The organism is Mogibacterium neglectum, assembly GCF_030644205.1.
Classification (GTDB): Bacteria; Bacillota; Clostridia; order Peptostreptococcales; family Anaerovoracaceae; genus Mogibacterium; species Mogibacterium neglectum.
Genome location: NZ_CP128647.1, coordinates 1,419,355 through 1,435,707, shown reverse-complemented (window position 1 = coordinate 1,435,707; position 16,353 = coordinate 1,419,355). Strand labels below are relative to the sequence as shown.

At 41.6% G+C, this 16,353-nt stretch carries 15 protein-coding genes and 1 other RNA gene; 12 read left to right on the top strand and 4 right to left on the bottom strand.

Translation table 11 applies throughout. From position 1 onward, the window contains the following. Positions 1–49 precede the first annotated feature (49 nt). Positions 50–1,408 (bottom strand): branched-chain amino acid transport system II carrier protein, encoded by a 1,359-nt coding sequence (gene brnQ / locus QU661_RS06680; RefSeq protein WP_304989473.1) that lies wholly within the window; start codon positions 1,406–1,408, stop codon positions 50–52. Positions 1,409–1,856: 448 nt separating this feature from the next. Here brnQ and QU661_RS06675 point away from each other — a divergent pair, with 448 nt between their 5' ends. Genes QU661_RS06675 through QU661_RS06655 form a run of 5 tightly spaced genes read left to right on the top strand, consistent with a single transcriptional unit; the run spans position 1,857 to position 8,033 of the window. Next, positions 1,857–2,582 carry an energy-coupling factor transporter transmembrane component T gene (locus QU661_RS06675; protein WP_304989472.1) on the top strand — a complete coding sequence of 242 codons (726 nt, stop codon included), beginning with the start codon at positions 1,857–1,859 and terminating at the stop codon, positions 2,580–2,582. Next, entirely contained in the window at positions 2,579–3,988 is a 1,410-nt protein-coding gene (locus QU661_RS06670) for an ABC transporter ATP-binding protein (protein ID WP_304989471.1), read from the top strand. Before QU661_RS06675 ends, QU661_RS06670 begins: the two co-directional genes overlap by 4 nt. Then, a complete protein-coding gene (locus QU661_RS06665; protein WP_304989470.1) occupies positions 3,981–4,571 on the top strand; it encodes an MptD family putative ECF transporter S component in 591 nt (196 codons plus the stop codon). Before QU661_RS06670 ends, QU661_RS06665 begins: the two co-directional genes overlap by 8 nt. 1 nt (position 4,572) lies before the next feature. Next, complete coding sequence (locus QU661_RS06660; RefSeq protein WP_304989469.1) at positions 4,573–6,315, top strand: ABC transporter ATP-binding protein; 1,743 nt, start codon at positions 4,573–4,575, stop codon at positions 6,313–6,315. After that, positions 6,315–8,033: an ABC transporter ATP-binding protein gene (locus tag QU661_RS06655; RefSeq protein ID WP_304989468.1), complete on the top strand. Its 1,719-nt coding sequence runs from the start codon at positions 6,315–6,317 to the stop codon at positions 8,031–8,033. Before QU661_RS06660 ends, QU661_RS06655 begins: the two co-directional genes overlap by 1 nt. 162 nt (positions 8,034–8,195) lie before the next feature. On the opposite strand, the gene QU661_RS06650 is transcribed toward QU661_RS06655, so the two are convergent. Together QU661_RS06650 and QU661_RS06645 are read right to left on the bottom strand one after the other, a co-directional pair. Beyond that, positions 8,196–9,641, bottom strand: a complete 1,446-nt coding sequence (locus QU661_RS06650) for a nicotinate phosphoribosyltransferase (protein ID WP_304989467.1) — start codon at positions 9,639–9,641, stop codon at positions 8,196–8,198. An 18-nt stretch (positions 9,642–9,659) separates the two neighbouring features. Then, positions 9,660–10,079: a hypothetical protein gene (locus tag QU661_RS06645; protein ID WP_304989466.1), complete on the bottom strand. Its 420-nt coding sequence runs from the start codon at positions 10,077–10,079 to the stop codon at positions 9,660–9,662. Positions 10,080–10,240: 161 nt separating this feature from the next. Between QU661_RS06645 and QU661_RS06640 the strand changes: the two genes are divergently transcribed. The 6 genes from QU661_RS06640 to QU661_RS06615 all read left to right on the top strand — a co-directional run bounded on the left by QU661_RS06640 (position 10,241) and on the right by QU661_RS06615 (position 14,187). Further along, on the top strand, positions 10,241–11,251 hold the full coding sequence (locus tag QU661_RS06640; RefSeq protein WP_304989465.1) for an RluA family pseudouridine synthase: 1,011 nt from the start codon (positions 10,241–10,243) through the stop codon (positions 11,249–11,251). Then, complete coding sequence (gene lepB / locus QU661_RS06635) at positions 11,244–11,768, top strand: signal peptidase I (RefSeq protein WP_304989464.1); 525 nt, start codon at positions 11,244–11,246, stop codon at positions 11,766–11,768. The genes QU661_RS06640 and lepB overlap by 8 nt, the downstream gene beginning before the upstream one ends. Before the next feature lie 21 nt (positions 11,769–11,789). Continuing rightward, positions 11,790–12,257 carry an SsrA-binding protein SmpB gene (gene smpB, locus QU661_RS06630; protein WP_304989463.1) on the top strand — a complete coding sequence of 156 codons (468 nt, stop codon included), beginning with the start codon at positions 11,790–11,792 and terminating at the stop codon, positions 12,255–12,257. Positions 12,258–12,466: 209 nt separating this feature from the next. Further along, positions 12,467–12,818, top strand: a transfer-messenger RNA (tmRNA) gene (gene ssrA, locus QU661_RS06625). Between the two features lie 53 nt (positions 12,819–12,871). After that, positions 12,872–13,378, top strand: coding sequence for an HXXEE domain-containing protein (locus QU661_RS06620; RefSeq protein WP_304989462.1), 507 nt, complete (start codon positions 12,872–12,874; stop codon positions 13,376–13,378). 290 nt (positions 13,379–13,668) lie between these two features. Then, positions 13,669–14,187: a hypothetical protein gene (locus QU661_RS06615; RefSeq protein WP_304989461.1), complete on the top strand. Its 519-nt coding sequence runs from the start codon at positions 13,669–13,671 to the stop codon at positions 14,185–14,187. A 27-nt stretch (positions 14,188–14,214) separates the two neighbouring features. Here the strand turns inward: QU661_RS06615 and QU661_RS06610 are convergent, their stop codons facing one another. Next, entirely contained in the window at positions 14,215–14,889 is a 675-nt protein-coding gene (locus tag QU661_RS06610; protein WP_304989460.1) for a hypothetical protein, read from the bottom strand. A 239-nt stretch (positions 14,890–15,128) separates the two neighbouring features. Here QU661_RS06610 and QU661_RS06605 point away from each other — a divergent pair, with 239 nt between their 5' ends. Next, on the top strand, positions 15,129–16,274 hold the full coding sequence (locus QU661_RS06605) for a low temperature requirement protein A (protein WP_304989459.1): 1,146 nt from the start codon (positions 15,129–15,131) through the stop codon (positions 16,272–16,274). The last annotated feature ends 79 nt before the right edge of the window (positions 16,275–16,353 follow it).

Sequence of the window (16,353 nt, the reverse complement as noted above, 5' to 3'; positions counted from 1 at the left end):
AGAAAACCTCAAAGGGAGTTTTGTTTGTATTAAGCTATAGCGAATTGTATTAAGATGCTGCCTGACCCTTATCTATCTTGAGTGCATACAATAAGATTCCTATAACGAACCCAATAACTGCAGGTACAACCCAGTCCATTCCGATACCAGATAGTGGTAGGAAATTACCAACAGACTTGATAAATCCTTCTAGGTGAAGTGCTGAAACGGTTGCTGGAGGTAGGCTTTTTAGACCGTCGAATAAAGCAGGCACCATAGTGAATCCGATAGACCATCTGTAAACAGTTGTGTGGTAGTTAAACAGCCCGCCGATGAGGCTGACTAGTATGATAACGATAGTAAGCGGATATAAGAACATCAGTACTGGTACCGAGTAAGCGATTATCTTAACTAGTCCAAAGTTTGCAAATGTGAACGAGATGAGTGTGAATACTACCGCCCAAGCCTTGTATGAAAGCTTGTTAGGAAACATCTCTCCAAATGTCTCTGCACATGCCGTTACGAGGCCGATAGCAGTTTTGAGACAAGCAAGAGTGATCATCAGCGCAAGGAATACACTGCCTACGCCGCCAAAGTAGTGGCTAGCAATCTTGTTGAGAAGTGTTCCGCCATCTGGCTGTACTTCGAAGATTCCTCTTGACTGAGCACCTGCAACTACTAGGGCAAGGTATATAACAGCCATAAGTACTGCGCATCCTACACCAGCAAGAGCAGTGGATTTAGCAATGTTCTTAGGTTCTTTTACACCTAGGTTCCTAACTGCATTGATTATGATGATTCCAAATGCGAGTGATGCAAGTGCATCCATTGTATTATATCCTTCGAGGAAACCTCTGAAGAATGGGTGAGCCACATATTCTCCTGTTGGAGCAGCGCTTGAAACAGAACCCATTGGCTTAATGAAGCACATAACGACTAGAACTGCAAGGAATGCTAGGAATAGCGGATTGATGATCTTACCAACGTTAGTAAGGATATTGGATGGTCTTAGCGCGAAGAACAGTACTGCTGCGAAGAAGCACAGGGAGAAAATTCCAAGTACAACTGGAGAATCCTTGCCAACTGTAGGAACTACTCCGACAGAATAAGGTACAGTTGCGGTTCTAGGAAGTGCGAAGAACGGTCCTATAGTAAGGTATAACAGACACGTAAAGAACAAGCTGTACGGTCTCGACACCTTGCATCCTAGGTCATAGAGACCCTCACTACGTGATAAGGAAATCGCAATAATACCGAGCAATGGCAAGCCTACTCCTGTAATGATGAAGCCAAAAGTTGCCGCTGCTGTGTGACTGCCTGCCATCTGTCCCATGAGTGCTGGGAATATCAGATTACCTGCTCCGAAGAATAGTCCGAAGAGGAGTGAGGCTAGAACTACATATTCCTTTATAGTGAATTTCTTATCCATTTTTTGTCCCCTTTTTTAAATAATTTGTTAAATTTAATAAAGAGCATAGCATGTTTTATTAAAAATCACAACATATTTTTTATATTTTTAAAATTTAAACAATACAAAACAACGTTAAAAATCGCAGATACCTTGAAAATTAAACGCTTGTAGCGGGTGTATAAATTTTCGAAATTAGCTAGCAAACAATTAAACGATATAAGGTAGATTGATATCGTTTGATTATAAATTCAAATGGTAAACTTGCTCCGGATAATATTGCATTTTTATTTGAACAAGCATATACTAATAACATAGTTAGCCTCATCTAACTCACTGTGACTTAAAGTTATATTACTTTTATATCAGCAGGTACATGCATTTGAGTTAAATACGAATAACTATAATTTTTAATTGTTTGTTCTCATATATATTATGGAAGAAAACTTCACTGTTTCAGGAGATAACGATGTCTGAACTTACATTAGCAGAACAGTCTATCAACGAGAGGTCTTCGCAACTACAACGAAGAAAGATTAATCCTCTTACATTAATTATCATCAATGCGGTTCTTCCAGTTGTAACGATGTTTTTTCCAACCGATAAGAGCATAATCGTTGGACTCTGTCTGGGATATATAGCTTTGTTCATTGCTCGGAGATATATGGCTATGCTTAAGGCACTTATATGGATAGCTGCGGGGGTAATGTTCATCCTTTTGAATAGCTTCTATATTAAGAGTAGCGTCTTAGGAATGATGATTAATATGACAGTCTATTTTACACCATGCATACTAATCGCGGTGTTGATAGTCACAGACTATAATTCATCGGAAATACTATCTGCTCTACAGAGACTACATCTGCCAAAGATATTTATCATTGGACTCACTATTACTATCAGATACATCCCGACATTTAGAAGAGAGTTTCGCATAATCAAGCAGGCTATGCACATTAGAGGGGTCGAGTTTTCAGTGAAGCATCCACTAAGAACCTTCGAGTACTTGCTCGTACCACAGCTTTTTAGGTGCGTGAGCTTAAGTGCAGAGCTGACGGCAGCAGGACTCACGAAAGGGATTGCTACAGAAGAGAAGCGGACGAGCTATTTTGACAATCAATTTCATGGAGTGGATTACGTGATGTTTGCGATTGGGGGAGTAGGACTAGTTTTAATCATCGGAGGGTTACTGTGAAGAATGTCATAGAGGCGAGAGATCTGACATTCGCTTATGAAGGTGAGCATAAATCTGTGCTTGAAGATATCAACTTTTCGATTGCTGAAGGCAGTATAGTTTTTATCTCCGGCCTTAGTGGTTCTGGTAAATCCACGCTACTCAATATTATTAATGGTCTGATTCCAGAAGTTATAGATGGGAAGCTGGGCGGAGAACTACTTATAGGCGGGAAAAGCAAAGTGATGATGAACGAGCGAAGTGCGCTCATCGGAAATGTGTTCCAAAATCCGAGGAGTCAGTTCTTTACAACAAATACGACTGCGGAGCTCGTATTTGCGATGGAGAATTTCGGCGTATCGAAGCCAGAGATGGATATGCGGCTTAAAGCTTTGATTAAGAAGTATAAGCTAGAATATCTTCTCGATAGAGATATCTACGAACTATCTTCAGGAGAAAGGCAGATGCTGGCACTGATGTCAGCTCTGATTATGAATCCGCAAGTAGTGATATTCGATGAACCATCTGCAAACCTCGACTACGGAAACGCTATGCGGCTAAGAAGTCAGATTGAAGAACTGAAGAGCGAGGGGATTACCGTGCTAGTAGCAGACCATCGATGTTTCTATTTGTGTGAACTTATCGATAAGGTGCTTCTTCTAAGCGACAATACAGTAACGGAGTATGAAAGTGAAGAGGCCTACTTCAGTAGTGATTATGCGGCGAGAGCTGAAAATCTCTTTGATGATAAGTATGAGAACAGACTTATCGCAAGAGCCGGTCCTGTAGATGTGAAACTCGATGACGCATCTTATAAAGGAATCCTGCAAGGAGTGAGTGCCGAATTTAAGCGAGGTGAAATTTCAACCATCATAGGGGTAAATGGTGCAGGTAAAACCACCCTGGCTAGACTCATCTCTGGCATCATCAAACCAGATGGCGGTAGCGTAGAGATTGAAGACCAGGCGCTGTATATAATGCAGGATGCGGATTATCAGCTGTTTGGAGCATCTTGTATGAAGGAGCTTGAGATCAGTAGCATGGATGAAGAGCTCAACACTGAAGCTCTGAAGGACCTAAACCTATATGAATTTAGAGATACTCATCCGCACAGCCTTAGTGGTGGGCAGAAGCAGAGACTGCAGATGGCGATAAGCAGGGTAAGCAAAACCAAGGTAATTATCTTGGATGAGCCGACCAGTGGGCTCGACAAGAAGTCGATGCATCGTGTGGTGGAGCAACTCGAATCGATGAAACAAAGTCACACCATCATAATTATTTCACATGATTATGAGTTTATTAGGAACATTGCAGATAAGATCTTCTATCTCGAGGACGGACGTATAAGGGAAGCTTTTTATTTGGACGAAGAGAATGTAAATCAGTTAAATAAAACTTTTGAAAAAATGGAGGCTTATTATGAATAACAAGCTTAAAACTAAGGATTTTATACTTATTGCGCTGCTGACAGCTGTGTACATGATCATCTATATGGTGTCGATGCTCTTAATCACTCCGCTTGGTGCACTCGGACACTCGGTAAGCCCTGGAATTTGCTCTATTTTCTCTGGGACCGTTATATATTTTATGGCAAAAAAGCTCGGTAAGATGTGGCAGTATACGATAATGACGGTGCTCGTCATGGCTTGCTTTACGCTCATGGGTGGTGGTTATATACCTTGGTATATAACATCAATTGGTATGGCTATAATTGCCGATTTTATCGCTTCTAGGAATGGCAAAGAGGTTAGTGTTCATCGTATTGCTATCGCATCTGGAGTACTGCACGTAGGACAGGCATGGGGTGCAATTATACCTGCAAGCTTCTTCTTAAGTCACTACAAAAGCTATTGGATGCAGAAAGGCCAAACTGAAGCTGAGATGAACAACTACATCAAATATACTGCAGGCACGTGGGGTGTGATATCGACAGCTGTTGTATTCGTGATGGCAGTAATCGGTGCTTACCTTGGATATCTAATACTTAGAAAGCACTTCAAGGAGGCTTAGGATGGGCGTATTTAAAAAACTATTCAGCTATGCGGAAGACCGCAGGGGTTACATGGTGGCTGCTTTGCTGTTATCTGCCGTGGCGACGATTCTATCGTTCGTTCCATATTATTTTCTATGGGAAATGCTTCACGAGATAACGGGAAGTGCTGATTATGCGAAGATTAGCAAGCTGTCGTACCTGATATTTGCAACGACAATCCTATACATGGTCACATATATCGTAGCACTTATGTGCAGTCATCTGTTTGCATTTAGGCTGGAAACGAACATGAAAAAGAAGGGATTAAACGCTCTTCTAGATGGATCGTTTTCGTTCTTCGACATGAACTCTTCTGGAAAGACTAGAAAGATAATCGATGATAACTCGGGAAACACGCACACGATTGTAGCTCATATCCTGCCAGATTCCGTAAATGCAGTTCTGTTCCCAATATGCCTACTGGTGCTCTCGTTCATGGTGAGCAAATACGTAGGTGCATTGATTGTTGCGGCGGTTATAGCAGCGAGTATCTGCTTTAAATTCATGTATTCTGACCCAGATATGATGAAAGAGTACATGGGTGCACTAGACGATATTAACTCGGAGACGGTCGAGTATGTGCGCGGCATACAGGTAATAAAGATATTTAATATGGTGATTGAATCATTTGAACGCCTATACAAATCGATTATCAGATATTCTGAAGTCGTTAATGCAGAGTGCCAGATGTGCAGAAGACCATTTGTAGTATTTCAGGTATGCATGCTTTCCCTCTCGGCACTGATTGTGCCGGTAGCATATGTCGCGATGCCAAAATCACCTCAAGCTAGTGAGACTATCAGCCTTGTCGTGTTCTTCGCATCATTCTCGGGGCTTCTGATGAGTGCTTTTATGAAGGTCATGTTCTTCAGTAAGAATTTTGAGATGGCTAACGATGCGATAAGCAAGCTTGAATCACTATTTGACGAGATGGACAAGAACAAGCTAGCTCATGGGGATGTCTCGGAAATGACAAGCCATGATATAGAATTTGCAGGAGTGACATTTAGATATGAAGAGGGAGTAGATGTCCTAACGGACTTCAGCCTTGAGCTAGAGAGCGGCAAGAAGTATGCCCTCGTGGGATCTTCAGGCAGTGGCAAATCCACTATAGCTAAGCTCATCTCTGGTTTCTATCCAGTATCAAGTGGAGAACTCAGAATCGGTGGGGTGGATATTTCAAAATATAAAAGGGAGACGCTAGAGCATGAAATTGCATTCGTGTTTCAAAATGCCAAGTTGTTTAAAACCAGTATCCATGAAAATGTACAAATTGGAAGATCTGATGCATCGCGCGAAGAAGTCATAAAAGCGCTTGACCTTGCAATGTGCGGAAGCATTCTCGATAAGTTTGAAGCGCGTGAGGATACCATAATCGGTGCGAAAGGTGTTCACTTATCTGGTGGTGAGACTCAGAGGATCGCAATCGCTAGGGCAATACTCAAGGATGCTCCGATAATAATTCTCGATGAGGCGAGTGCTGCCAGCGACCCAGAAAATGAGTATGAGATGCAGCAGGCTTTTTCAAAGCTCATGGAAGGTAAGACTGTAATCATGATTGCGCATAGGCTTTCAAGCATCAGAAATGTGGATGAAATACTGGTTGTAGAGGACGGAAAAGTCACTGAACGTGGGGCTCATGACGAACTTATGAAGAAGGATAGCAAATACAAAAAGCTACACAACTTATACAATCAGGCTAATGAATGGAGGCTATCATAATGAAACGAAAATTACAGAGACATTTTTCGCTTACCGATGAGGGTATTGACAACATGATGAGAGCATCGAGAGCCTCGTTTTTTAAGTATATAACCTTCATGCTTCCGCCAATGCTCGTGTTCATCTTTCTGAATGATATGATGACTAGCAGACTAAAGCCAATAGCGCATTATGTCGGAATAATAGTTATCATAGCCATTCTTATATACCTTGCGGCAGCTAGGGAATACAAGTTAACTTACGATGTCACCTACGAAGAAAGCGTAAATCTCCGCATTGAGCTCGCAAAGAAAATCAAGGAGCTACCACTTTCGTACTTCTCGACGCATAACTTGTCGGATCTCTCGCAGACCATCATGATGGATGTAAGCAATATCGAGATGGCGATATCGCATGCTGTGCCGGAATTTATCGGATTTGTGGTGTTCTTTGCGATTATAAGCATCATGATGTGCATCGGGAACCTCGTTCTAGGACTTGCGGTGGTCATGCCTATCTGGATTGGGATAGCGCTTATGTTCGTATTTAAGAATTTTCAGACTAGGAAAGTCAAGGTGTATTACAAGCAGCTCCTCGACAACGCTAATGCGTTCCAAGATGCATTCGAAATGCAGCAGGAAATTAAGAGCTATTCCATGCAGGATGAAGTGAGACGTGATGTGACTTCAAAGATAGTAAGCACGGAGAAAATACATACTGCCGCAGAATTTACAATGGCGATAAGTGCTACAGTTTTGCGTGTAGTTCCGTTACTTGGACCAGTTCTAGTAGCTGTAATCGGGGCAACTCTTTACGCAAAAGGTTCTATAATCCTTCTGTACTACGTGGGTTATCTCATGGCGGTAACTACCATATCTCATCAATATGCTTCACTCTCAGAGTTCATTGCAGCGATATTTTTCTTCGAGGACAGCTATGACAGAATTCGAAATCTCATGGATGAGGAAGTACAGCCAGGTATAGATAAAGAAGTTGAGAAATATGACATCTGTTTTAAGGGTGTAGAGTTTCAATATGGTGATAATAAGGTAATAAATGGAGTTAGTTTTGCAGCAAATCAGAATGCTGTTACGGCTATAGTAGGTCCTTCAGGATGCGGTAAGACTACCGTGCTTAGGTTGCTCTCGCGTCTATATGATTACGATAAAGGTGAAATCACTGTCGGCGGAGAGGATATAAAATCTATCAGTACAGCATCACTGTTCAGCAAGATATCTATCGTGTTTCAGAACGTAGAGCTCTTTAATACGAGCGTAATGGAGAATATCAGGCTAGGGCGTAAGGATGCGACTGATGAAGAGGTTTTGGCAGCTGCGAAGCTTGCTAACGTCGATGAAATAGTGTCGAAAATGCCAGATGGATATGAGACCATAATTGGCGAAAACGGATCCAAGCTCTCGGGTGGGGAGAGACAGCGTATATCTATAGCGAGGGCATTTCTGAAGGATGCGCCTATAATACTTCTCGATGAGATATCGGCATCGCTCGATGTAGAAAACGAGATGGAGATTCAAAATAGTATTAACAAGCTCATCGAAAACAAGACTGTAATCATCGTATCTCATAGGATGAAATCGATTGAGAAGGCTGATAAGATTGTGGTAATGGATGATGGCAAAGTTGTTAGTGCTGGCAAGCATGAGGAGCTCATTAAGAACTCAAAACTCTACGGCGATATGGTGAGAAAATCACAGCTAACCGAGGAGTATACCTATTAGGTGATAGTGCAATCTAGCATTGAAGACAGATATGTTACATGACATTTAGCAATTTCGGTAAATGTAGATAGCTGATTCATATAACAAAATGAAAAAGAGGCCGAACCAGTTAATTAAGCTCAGGTTCAGCCTCTTTAAATTTTTAATTATGCAACCTAGAAGCTACTTGTCTGTAGGGATCTCGTTGTACTTGCTCAGCAACTCGTGCTTCATGTTCCACAGCTTCTTGGATAGGTCTACGTAGTATGTCTGAGGATTTTCAAATCTCAGCATCTCACTCCAAAGCGTCTCAATCTGCTCCATACAATAAGAGCGTATGGTCTCAAGGTCAGGGGACTCGTATACGCACTCGCCCTTTTCGAATACCTTTACCATCAGCTCCTTAACCGTAAAGTTAGTCAGTCTCTTGCGCTTCCAGATAGCATTAGGGTCGAATATCTCAACGCCATCTCTCGTTGGAGCCTCTTCGTCGTGTAGTGCGATGAGATCCCCCATGACCTTTCCGGTCTCGTTGTCAAAAAACCTGTAGACCTTCTTGAAACCAGGGTTTGTAATCTTCTCGACGTTCTCTGAAATCTTCATCTTAGGAATCATCACGCCGTTATGCTCGATGGCAGCCAGCTTGTAAACCCCACCAAATACAGGTTCAGACTTAGCTGTGATGAGTCGCTCGCCAACTCCGAACGAATTAACCTTCGCTCCCTCTAGGATGATGTCTCTGATCAGCCATTCGTCAAGTGAATTGGAAACTACGATAGCGCAGTCCTCTAGACCGTTAGCATCGAGAATCTCCCTCGTCTTCTTGGTGAGGTAGGAGATATCACCGCTATCTATTCTAACCCCCATCTTAGCAGGTTTCATCTCTTTGAATACCTTGATGGCATTAGGAAGACCCGACTTAAGGACGTTGTATGTATCTATCAGTAGAACTGCATTATCAGGATAAATCTTCGCATATTCCTTAAATGCTTCGTACTCGCTGTCAAATGTCTGCACCCAGCTATGTGCCATAGTTCCGAGTGCCGCCACACCGTAGTCTCTATCAGCAATCGCACACGCAGTGCCTGCACAGCCACCTATATAAGCAGCTCTCGCACCGTATATGGCACCGGACGCGCCCTGAGCTCTTCTAGAACCAAACTCCATTACAGGTCTACCCTGAGCTGCTCTTACGACTCTGCTCGCCTTGGTGGCAACTAGACTCTGATGGTTGATAGTTAGAAGTATAAATGTCTCAACAAACTGCGCCTGAATCAGCGGACCAGTTACCGTGATAATCGGTTCGTGAGGGAATATCGGAGTACCCTCGGGAACAGCCCATACATCACATGTAAATTTGAAGTCGCGGAGGTAGTCTAGAAACTCTTCGCTGAAAATTCCTTTTGAACGCAGATACTCAATATCTTCCTCTGTAAAATGTAGATTTTTGAGATACTCGATGACCTGCTCTAGTCCCGCCATAATCGCATATCCGCCTTGGTCAGGAACTCTGCGGAAGAACATGTCAAAGCAAGCTTCGTAATCGCGAACATCAGAATGGAAATAGCCATTGGCCATAGTGATTTCGTAGAAATCAGTCAGCATCGTTAAGTTGTAATTATCAAGCATTGATTCTCTCCTATATTATTAGCCTACCAAGTCTGAAATTACCGACTCAACAGACGCTCCTTTCTTAAATGAATAAGTACCCGCATCGATTTCTGACACATCGTGTCCCTGAGCCTTCACATCTGCAGTAAACTGCTTGTAATCGGTGAAAAGATTCTTGTCGATAAGATCGGATACATCAGTCTCACCACCACCGTTTATCGTAACGCTTACATCTTTCTTGAGAGCACCATTCTTAAACGCACTTCCATACTTGAGAGTAGAAGCGGAGTTCAGGGTTTCCTCGGACTGCTTGCGACTTGACTGGCTTGCAAGAACCTGTGGGTATTTCATAATTACATTGAAGCGCCAGACTATAACTCCTGCTGCCATCATGACGATTACAAGTGCAATTATAATGTCATTGGTGTTATGAAATAGATCCTTAAAATTCTTCATTCTAAATTCTCCTTCATGCTGCGCCACCAGACGCAGCTTTACAGAGAATTATACATTCTTTTGCTAACGATTGCAAACAATAGAAGTGCCCCGATACCTTGTTAATAAGCCATTTGCATGGTATAATATACGGCACGATTTATAATAGAAAGCAGATATAAATGAAGCAAATTGAGATAAATTCCAACGACGCGGATAGACGCCTCGACAAATTCATGCGCAGATACCTTCCGAAGGCAAATCTGAGCACCATTTACAGGGTTATTCGCAAGGATGTAAAGGTCAATGGTAAGCGCGAGGGTAATAATTATATGCTCGCTGAGGGAGATGTCCTATCACTTTATATCAGCGATGGATTGCTCGAAGAGTGGAGTGCCCCAGCTAGGAGTGATAAGAAGTCCAAGGTGAGACGTAACTTCAAAATCGTTTACGAAGACGATGACATCCTAGTTGCCGATAAGCCATTTGGGCTATTGACCCACGGCGACCGAAGTGAGAAGAAAAATCACTTGGCGAACCAAGTCAAGGATTACCTCATAGAGACGGGTGCTTACAATCCTAGGGAGAAGGTATTTACACCAGCTCCTGCAAACCGCCTTGACCGCAACACAACAGGTGCGGTGCTGTTCGGCAAGAATAGCGCTTCGCTTAAGGCTCTCGGTGAGATGATTCGCGAGGATAAGGTTGACAAGTTCTATATGACCATAGTGTATGGGCATCTCGATGAAGAAATCGACCTCAAAGGTAGGCTTATCAAGGATCAGAACACCAATACCGTAAAGATTCTGGATATAGGGAGCAGCAGAGGCCGCGAGATAGAGACTATCGCAAGACCTGTGCGCAAGATTGGAGATTTTACGCTGGTTGAGATCAGGCTCGTGACGGGAAGGACTCACCAGATTAGAGCGCATATGGCGTCGGTCGGACATCCCGTAATAGGGGACGTCAAGTACGCTAGAGGAAGAACCGCCGATGTGAACCGAAGGCTGAAGCAGAGATTCGGTCTCAGTACACAGCTGCTGCACAGCTGCCGGATAACCTTCAAGGAGGGCGTAGTCCCGCTGAAAAGACTCACAGGGCAGTCGATAAAAGTGGATTTACCAGAGGAATTTGAGAGAATAATAAGCGGACTAGAGCTGGTGGCGAGAAGGAAGGGCGATAACAATGAGTGATTTTGTAAAGAGTTTAATCAAGGATATCATCATAGCGGCTATACTCGCGGCAGTAGTTATATTGTTCGTAAGACCGACAATAGTGAAGCAGACCTCGATGCAGGATACACTTAATCCAAATGATTACATAATCATGTATAGGAGGGCCTACTCAGGTGACAAGGAGCCAAAGCGCGGTGACATCGTCATCTTTAAGTCTAAACTGCAGGATGAGAATGGCAAGGATAAGCTCCTTATTAAGCGTGTAATCGCTCTCCCTGGCGATAAGATAACTATCAATGATGGTAAGGTCTATATAAATGATAAGGAATACGATGAAAGTTACCTAAAGGACGGCTATACAACAGGTTCTGTGAACAATTTCAAGGTGCCAAAAGGCGAGTATTTCGTAATGGGAGACAACAGGGTAGTCAGCATAGATAGCAGATATAGCGAGGTTGGCTGCGTCAAGAAGGATGCGATTAAGGGACGGGCAGTTTTGAGGCTGTTCCCATTTACCAAGATAAAGAAACTATAATAAAAAATATAAGAGGAAGGCATGGCAAGAAGCAGGAAGGTAGTAGCTAGTAATAAAAAGGCAAGGCATGATTACTTTGTCGAGGAGACCTACGAGGCAGGCATCGCGCTCACAGGAACCGAGATTAAGTCTGTTCGTGCTGGGCGTGTTAGCATCAAGGAGAGCTATGCGCATATTTATAACGGCGAAATCACCATCCTGGGCATGCACATCTCACCGTATGAGCAGGGTAACCGCTTCAACGTAGAGCCGCTTCGCGAACGCAAGTTGCTGATGCATAAGCGGGAGATTTTCAAGCTGGCAGGCCAGATTAAGACAGACGGTCTAACACTCATTCCTCTTAATGTCTATATAAATGAAGCCGGTTACTGCAAAGTAGAGATCGGTCTCTGCCGAGGCAAGAAGAATTACGACAAGCGTGAGTCTATCGCCAAGAAGGAGGCTAATCGCAAGATGGATAGGGCTATCAAGGATAGCCTTCGCAAGTAGTAGGATTATGGTTAGCTAATGAGGGTAGCAAATCGCTGACCAATCAGCGATAATACTGGTTGGGCATTTAGGCGCTAGGCGACTAGCTAGACGATAGCTAGCTGTCGAGATGCTAGCTGTTAGCTTAAAAGCTATCGAGATTTTCCTCTTCTAACCTAAATTCAGATAAATACAATACAAATACCATACTTGGAATCTGTATAAGCTATGGGGGCGTCAGGTTTCGACAGGAGTGTGGAAAAAGGATAAGCGAGCCGTGGAGCCGAGCCACGTAAAAAGCGGCGGTTAAATTCAAACGCTAAACAGAATAACAATTTCGCACTAGCTGCTTAGTTCAGCACCGCGCGTCAACCGATATTCACCTGCAGGTAACGGATCTGGCGTCGATTATGCAGGAAAACCTTGCGTGAGCTCTCGGTAGCGCAAGGGAACAACGGGATAGTGATTGTGTAGTCTGCTGACGTGACGCCACATGAGCGAATTCTAAAGTATCAGCTGCGCTCGGAGAAAGTCCTTCGGAAATGCTCTTGGACGTGGGTTCAAATCCCACCGCCTCCACCAAATTTGATGTTCGAAGAAAAAACCATGAATCTTACTGGGGATGGAGATGAGAAATGAAAAGTGTAGCATGGCTGTTTCCGGTTATTTTTATGCTTCATGAAATGGAGGAAATAATAGGATTAAGGATATGGCTAGATAAAAATACAGATATTATCAATAAATACAATAAATTTTCAGCTGTATATAAAAATTATAGTAACGAGGGATTTTCGACAGCTGTTCTAGAAGAATACTTACTATGCATAATTATAACTATTGCTAGTATATATTTCCGCACATATATTGTTTGGCTCGGAGCATTTATTGCCTTTTCTTTGCATTTGTTTTTTCATATAATTCAAAGTATTATCATAAAAAGATATATTCCTGCATTATCAACAAGTATAATTCTTTTACCGATAAGTGCAGTTTTGATAAATAAAGTAATTTATAATGCTAAATATTCAATATTTAGCATAACAATTTCATCTACATTTTGTCTCATCTTAATGATACTAAATTTAAAATTCGTTCATAAACTAATGGACAAGGTAACTGAGATTATTAAAATTTGCAAGTGAAGCGCCAGCATTGGCGCTTTTTTCATATTACTACTCATAAACTGTGGCTATTATATAGCTTGCACTTTTTTTACATTCAATAGAATACTTAATTTCAAAGATACAGAAACGGATGTCATTTTTGGTATCAATTGCATTATCTAGAAATAGCAATATTTGATTTCACATGCTGGTAAAAAAATATTGCAATTCACTAATCAAAATAGTAAAATGGCTCTCCTGCTTAAAAATAGATATGGATATACTGAAAAGTTATAAATGTATAATATCGAGAGTATCGGAGAATTATTATGATCGTACGAGAGATGACAAGAGATGAAATAGATTTTTTAGGAGAATATAAGAATGAGTGGCCTATTCTTGCATTGAAGCAGGTTAAAGATATTGATGTGAATAATTATCTGATTGCTGTATATGATTTGATTATACAATATGGGATTAATAGTGAGTTAAGGACGTATAATGATATAGGTAAGTATGCACAGAAGATATTTAATGCTATCAATGATGAAAAAAGGTGCTTTGATAACGAAATAGAAAATAACGAAAACGAATGGCTTTATGTAGCAAGCGATGACGTTTTGAAAGTTTCATTTAATGTAAGGGCATTTTTAAGACCATATATTAAAGATTGGCCAATTTTTGAACTCGAAGAGTTACGTCATGATGATGTAGATGAATATCTTTTGTCGCTTTATGATGCTATTATTTGTTACGGATTTGATAAAAGAATGGAGTTTTATAATGAGACTGGAGAATCGCTACAGCTTATGTGTGATCAGGTGCTTGAGTGGGTAGAAGCACAATAAAAGCGTCATCTGGCGTTTTTTTACTGTTTATTCCCCAACCGAAACCGCAGTATATGTCAAGTACTTTTTACTACCTATTGAATACTTGATTTCAAATATGCAGAACCATATATCATATTCTTCATTAGCAACATCCCCATTACTATCATTATTATCATTTGTGCTATTGCTCTTTGAGTCGCTGAACACTAGCTTATCCGCTGGGATAAATTCTGACAGATACATGCTCAGTTCGTCAGTCTTATAGTCGTAATTGTAGAGCACCCCGATATCTTGTCTCTTTTTTGGATTTACTGGCATACCTGCTGCTGTGTAGAGAGTTATGCTGTCAATCTCAGGTGTTTTCGCCTTAGACTTCTTATCTTGAAAATGTATCTTGATATATGAAGTGTCCTTACTCTTGAGGGAAACATTAGGAGTATCGCCTTCGACTTTGCCGCAGGTTGAACTTATAATCTTCATCTGCTTTGATTTTGATAGCTTCGAAAATTTATCCAATTCATAAGTCTTGACGATAGCTGATCTAGAATTATCTGCTGTTTCCACTAGAACTTTAATATCTTTATTGTTTACTACGCGGTCCTTATCTGCTGTTGGCTTGGATGCAATCTGCAAGATGGCAAATATAAGAAGTAAAATTCCAACAAATATGAATGTAAAGCTAAGTGGCTTACGATAACGACGTTTAGTGTTTGATGACATAGAGCCGCCTCTGTTTCAATAATTTGTGTAAATGCTTCCTAAGCTTATACTATCATTTAAAAAATTTAAAAAAAGCAATTTAATAGGAAAATACAAAGTGGTACACTTAACCGTCTATCAATATCAATATTGATATTTTGGATAACACTAATGTTCTAGTCCCCGCACATTGACGGCGCGTCGGAATACCCGTATAGTTAAGAAACAGGCTATACGGTTTTTGTTTTTTAAGGAGTAATATGCTTAAATCCACTATCAAGCACAAAAATGTCGAATTTACCGAGCTATTTTATGACCTAGTGTTCGTATATGCTATCTCGAAGACGACTGAGCTGATTCATCATCTACACGATGGTGTTGTGGGTGGGGAGGCATTCTTCGCCTTCATTATGACGACCTTCGTGCTAGTTGATGCGTGGATGCTTCAGACGGTGTTCACGAATCAGTATGGAAAAAATTCATTTCTTAACCTGTCGATAATGTTCGTCAAGATGATGATCCTACTGGTGTTTGCGGGCATGATTGTCGACGACTGGCATGACCACTTTGACCACCTGTGCTGGACCATAGCATCGCTGTCGTTCGTGCTATTCGTGCAGTACTTTGCGCAGTATTATAGTCATGGGCCTACAAAAGCAGAGCGCATTTCAATCCGTGGCTTCCTCGGGGTGACGGGGGTAAGAGTGTTCGGTATGCTTGCTGCGAGCCACTTCCCAATAGCGATAGGCATTTACATATATCTCGCGACGATTATCGTGACGTTCCTTATGCCGATTTATTTTAGAAGGAGGTTTGAGCGTATCGATATAAATTTCGTGCACCTCGTTGAGAGAATCTCGCTGCTTACAATTATAAATCTAGGTGAGATGATCATGGGAATCGCCCCTTTTTTCACGCTCAAGACCTTTACGCTTAGTTCAGTACTGTACTTCATGATAGTCGCATGCCTATTCATGTATTATTTCAGCGTGCTCAATCACGGCATCGACGAACACGCAGATACGAATGGAATGTTCCTCATGTACAGCCATTACCCAATTTATATCGGGCTGATTATGATTACCGTATCGATGAGTTTTATAAGTCGCAACGATGCGAACGTGCATTTTGTCACACTTTTCATGTATGCAGGGATCTTCATGTTCCAGTGGGCGGTTATTGCAAATAATATGTACAGCAAGCCACACCTTAGCTTTGATGCGAAGTACTATGCTGTTCAGCTGTGGATATTCATATTTGGTAGTGTTGCGAGCTATAATCTTGCACATAATGACGCGGCAGTTCTCCATATAACGACGGCGGCAATCGCAGCAATTACGGTTCATTCGATCGGGTTCTTTTATATGAGGAATTTGAAAGAGCGAAGGCGTTTAAAGAAACTATAAAGAGATAGAATGAACAGGACGGAGAGAAAGTACCTGAAAAAACAAAATATAAAGCGGAGAAATCCGTATTAAAATGATA

Excerpts from the sequence above, each read along its gene's own strand:
- QU661_RS06660 (WP_304989469.1), top strand. The coding sequence starts at position 4,573 with ATGGGCGTATTTAAAAAACTATTCAGCTATGCGGAAGACCGCAGGGGT.
- QU661_RS06615 (WP_304989461.1), top strand. The coding sequence starts at position 13,669 with ATGATCGTACGAGAGATGACAAGAGATGAAATAGATTTTTTAGGAGAA.
- QU661_RS06675 (WP_304989472.1), top strand. The coding sequence starts at position 1,857 with ATGTCTGAACTTACATTAGCAGAACAGTCTATCAACGAGAGGTCTTCG.
- smpB (WP_304989463.1), top strand. The coding sequence starts at position 11,790 with ATGGCAAGAAGCAGGAAGGTAGTAGCTAGTAATAAAAAGGCAAGGCAT.
- QU661_RS06610 (WP_304989460.1), bottom strand. The coding sequence starts at position 14,889 with ATGTCATCAAACACTAAACGTCGTTATCGTAAGCCACTTAGCTTTACA.
- QU661_RS06655 (WP_304989468.1), top strand. The coding sequence starts at position 6,315 with ATGAAACGAAAATTACAGAGACATTTTTCGCTTACCGATGAGGGTATT.
- QU661_RS06620 (WP_304989462.1), top strand. The coding sequence starts at position 12,872 with ATGAAAAGTGTAGCATGGCTGTTTCCGGTTATTTTTATGCTTCATGAA.
- QU661_RS06640 (WP_304989465.1), top strand. The coding sequence starts at position 10,241 with ATGAAGCAAATTGAGATAAATTCCAACGACGCGGATAGACGCCTCGAC.
- QU661_RS06665 (WP_304989470.1), top strand. The coding sequence starts at position 3,981 with ATGAATAACAAGCTTAAAACTAAGGATTTTATACTTATTGCGCTGCTG.
- QU661_RS06605 (WP_304989459.1), top strand. The coding sequence starts at position 15,129 with ATGCTTAAATCCACTATCAAGCACAAAAATGTCGAATTTACCGAGCTA.
- QU661_RS06650 (WP_304989467.1), bottom strand. The coding sequence starts at position 9,641 with ATGCTTGATAATTACAACTTAACGATGCTGACTGATTTCTACGAAATC.
- QU661_RS06645 (WP_304989466.1), bottom strand. The coding sequence starts at position 10,079 with ATGAAGAATTTTAAGGATCTATTTCATAACACCAATGACATTATAATT.
- lepB (WP_304989464.1), top strand. The coding sequence starts at position 11,244 with ATGAGTGATTTTGTAAAGAGTTTAATCAAGGATATCATCATAGCGGCT.
- brnQ (WP_304989473.1), bottom strand. The coding sequence starts at position 1,408 with ATGGATAAGAAATTCACTATAAAGGAATATGTAGTTCTAGCCTCACTC.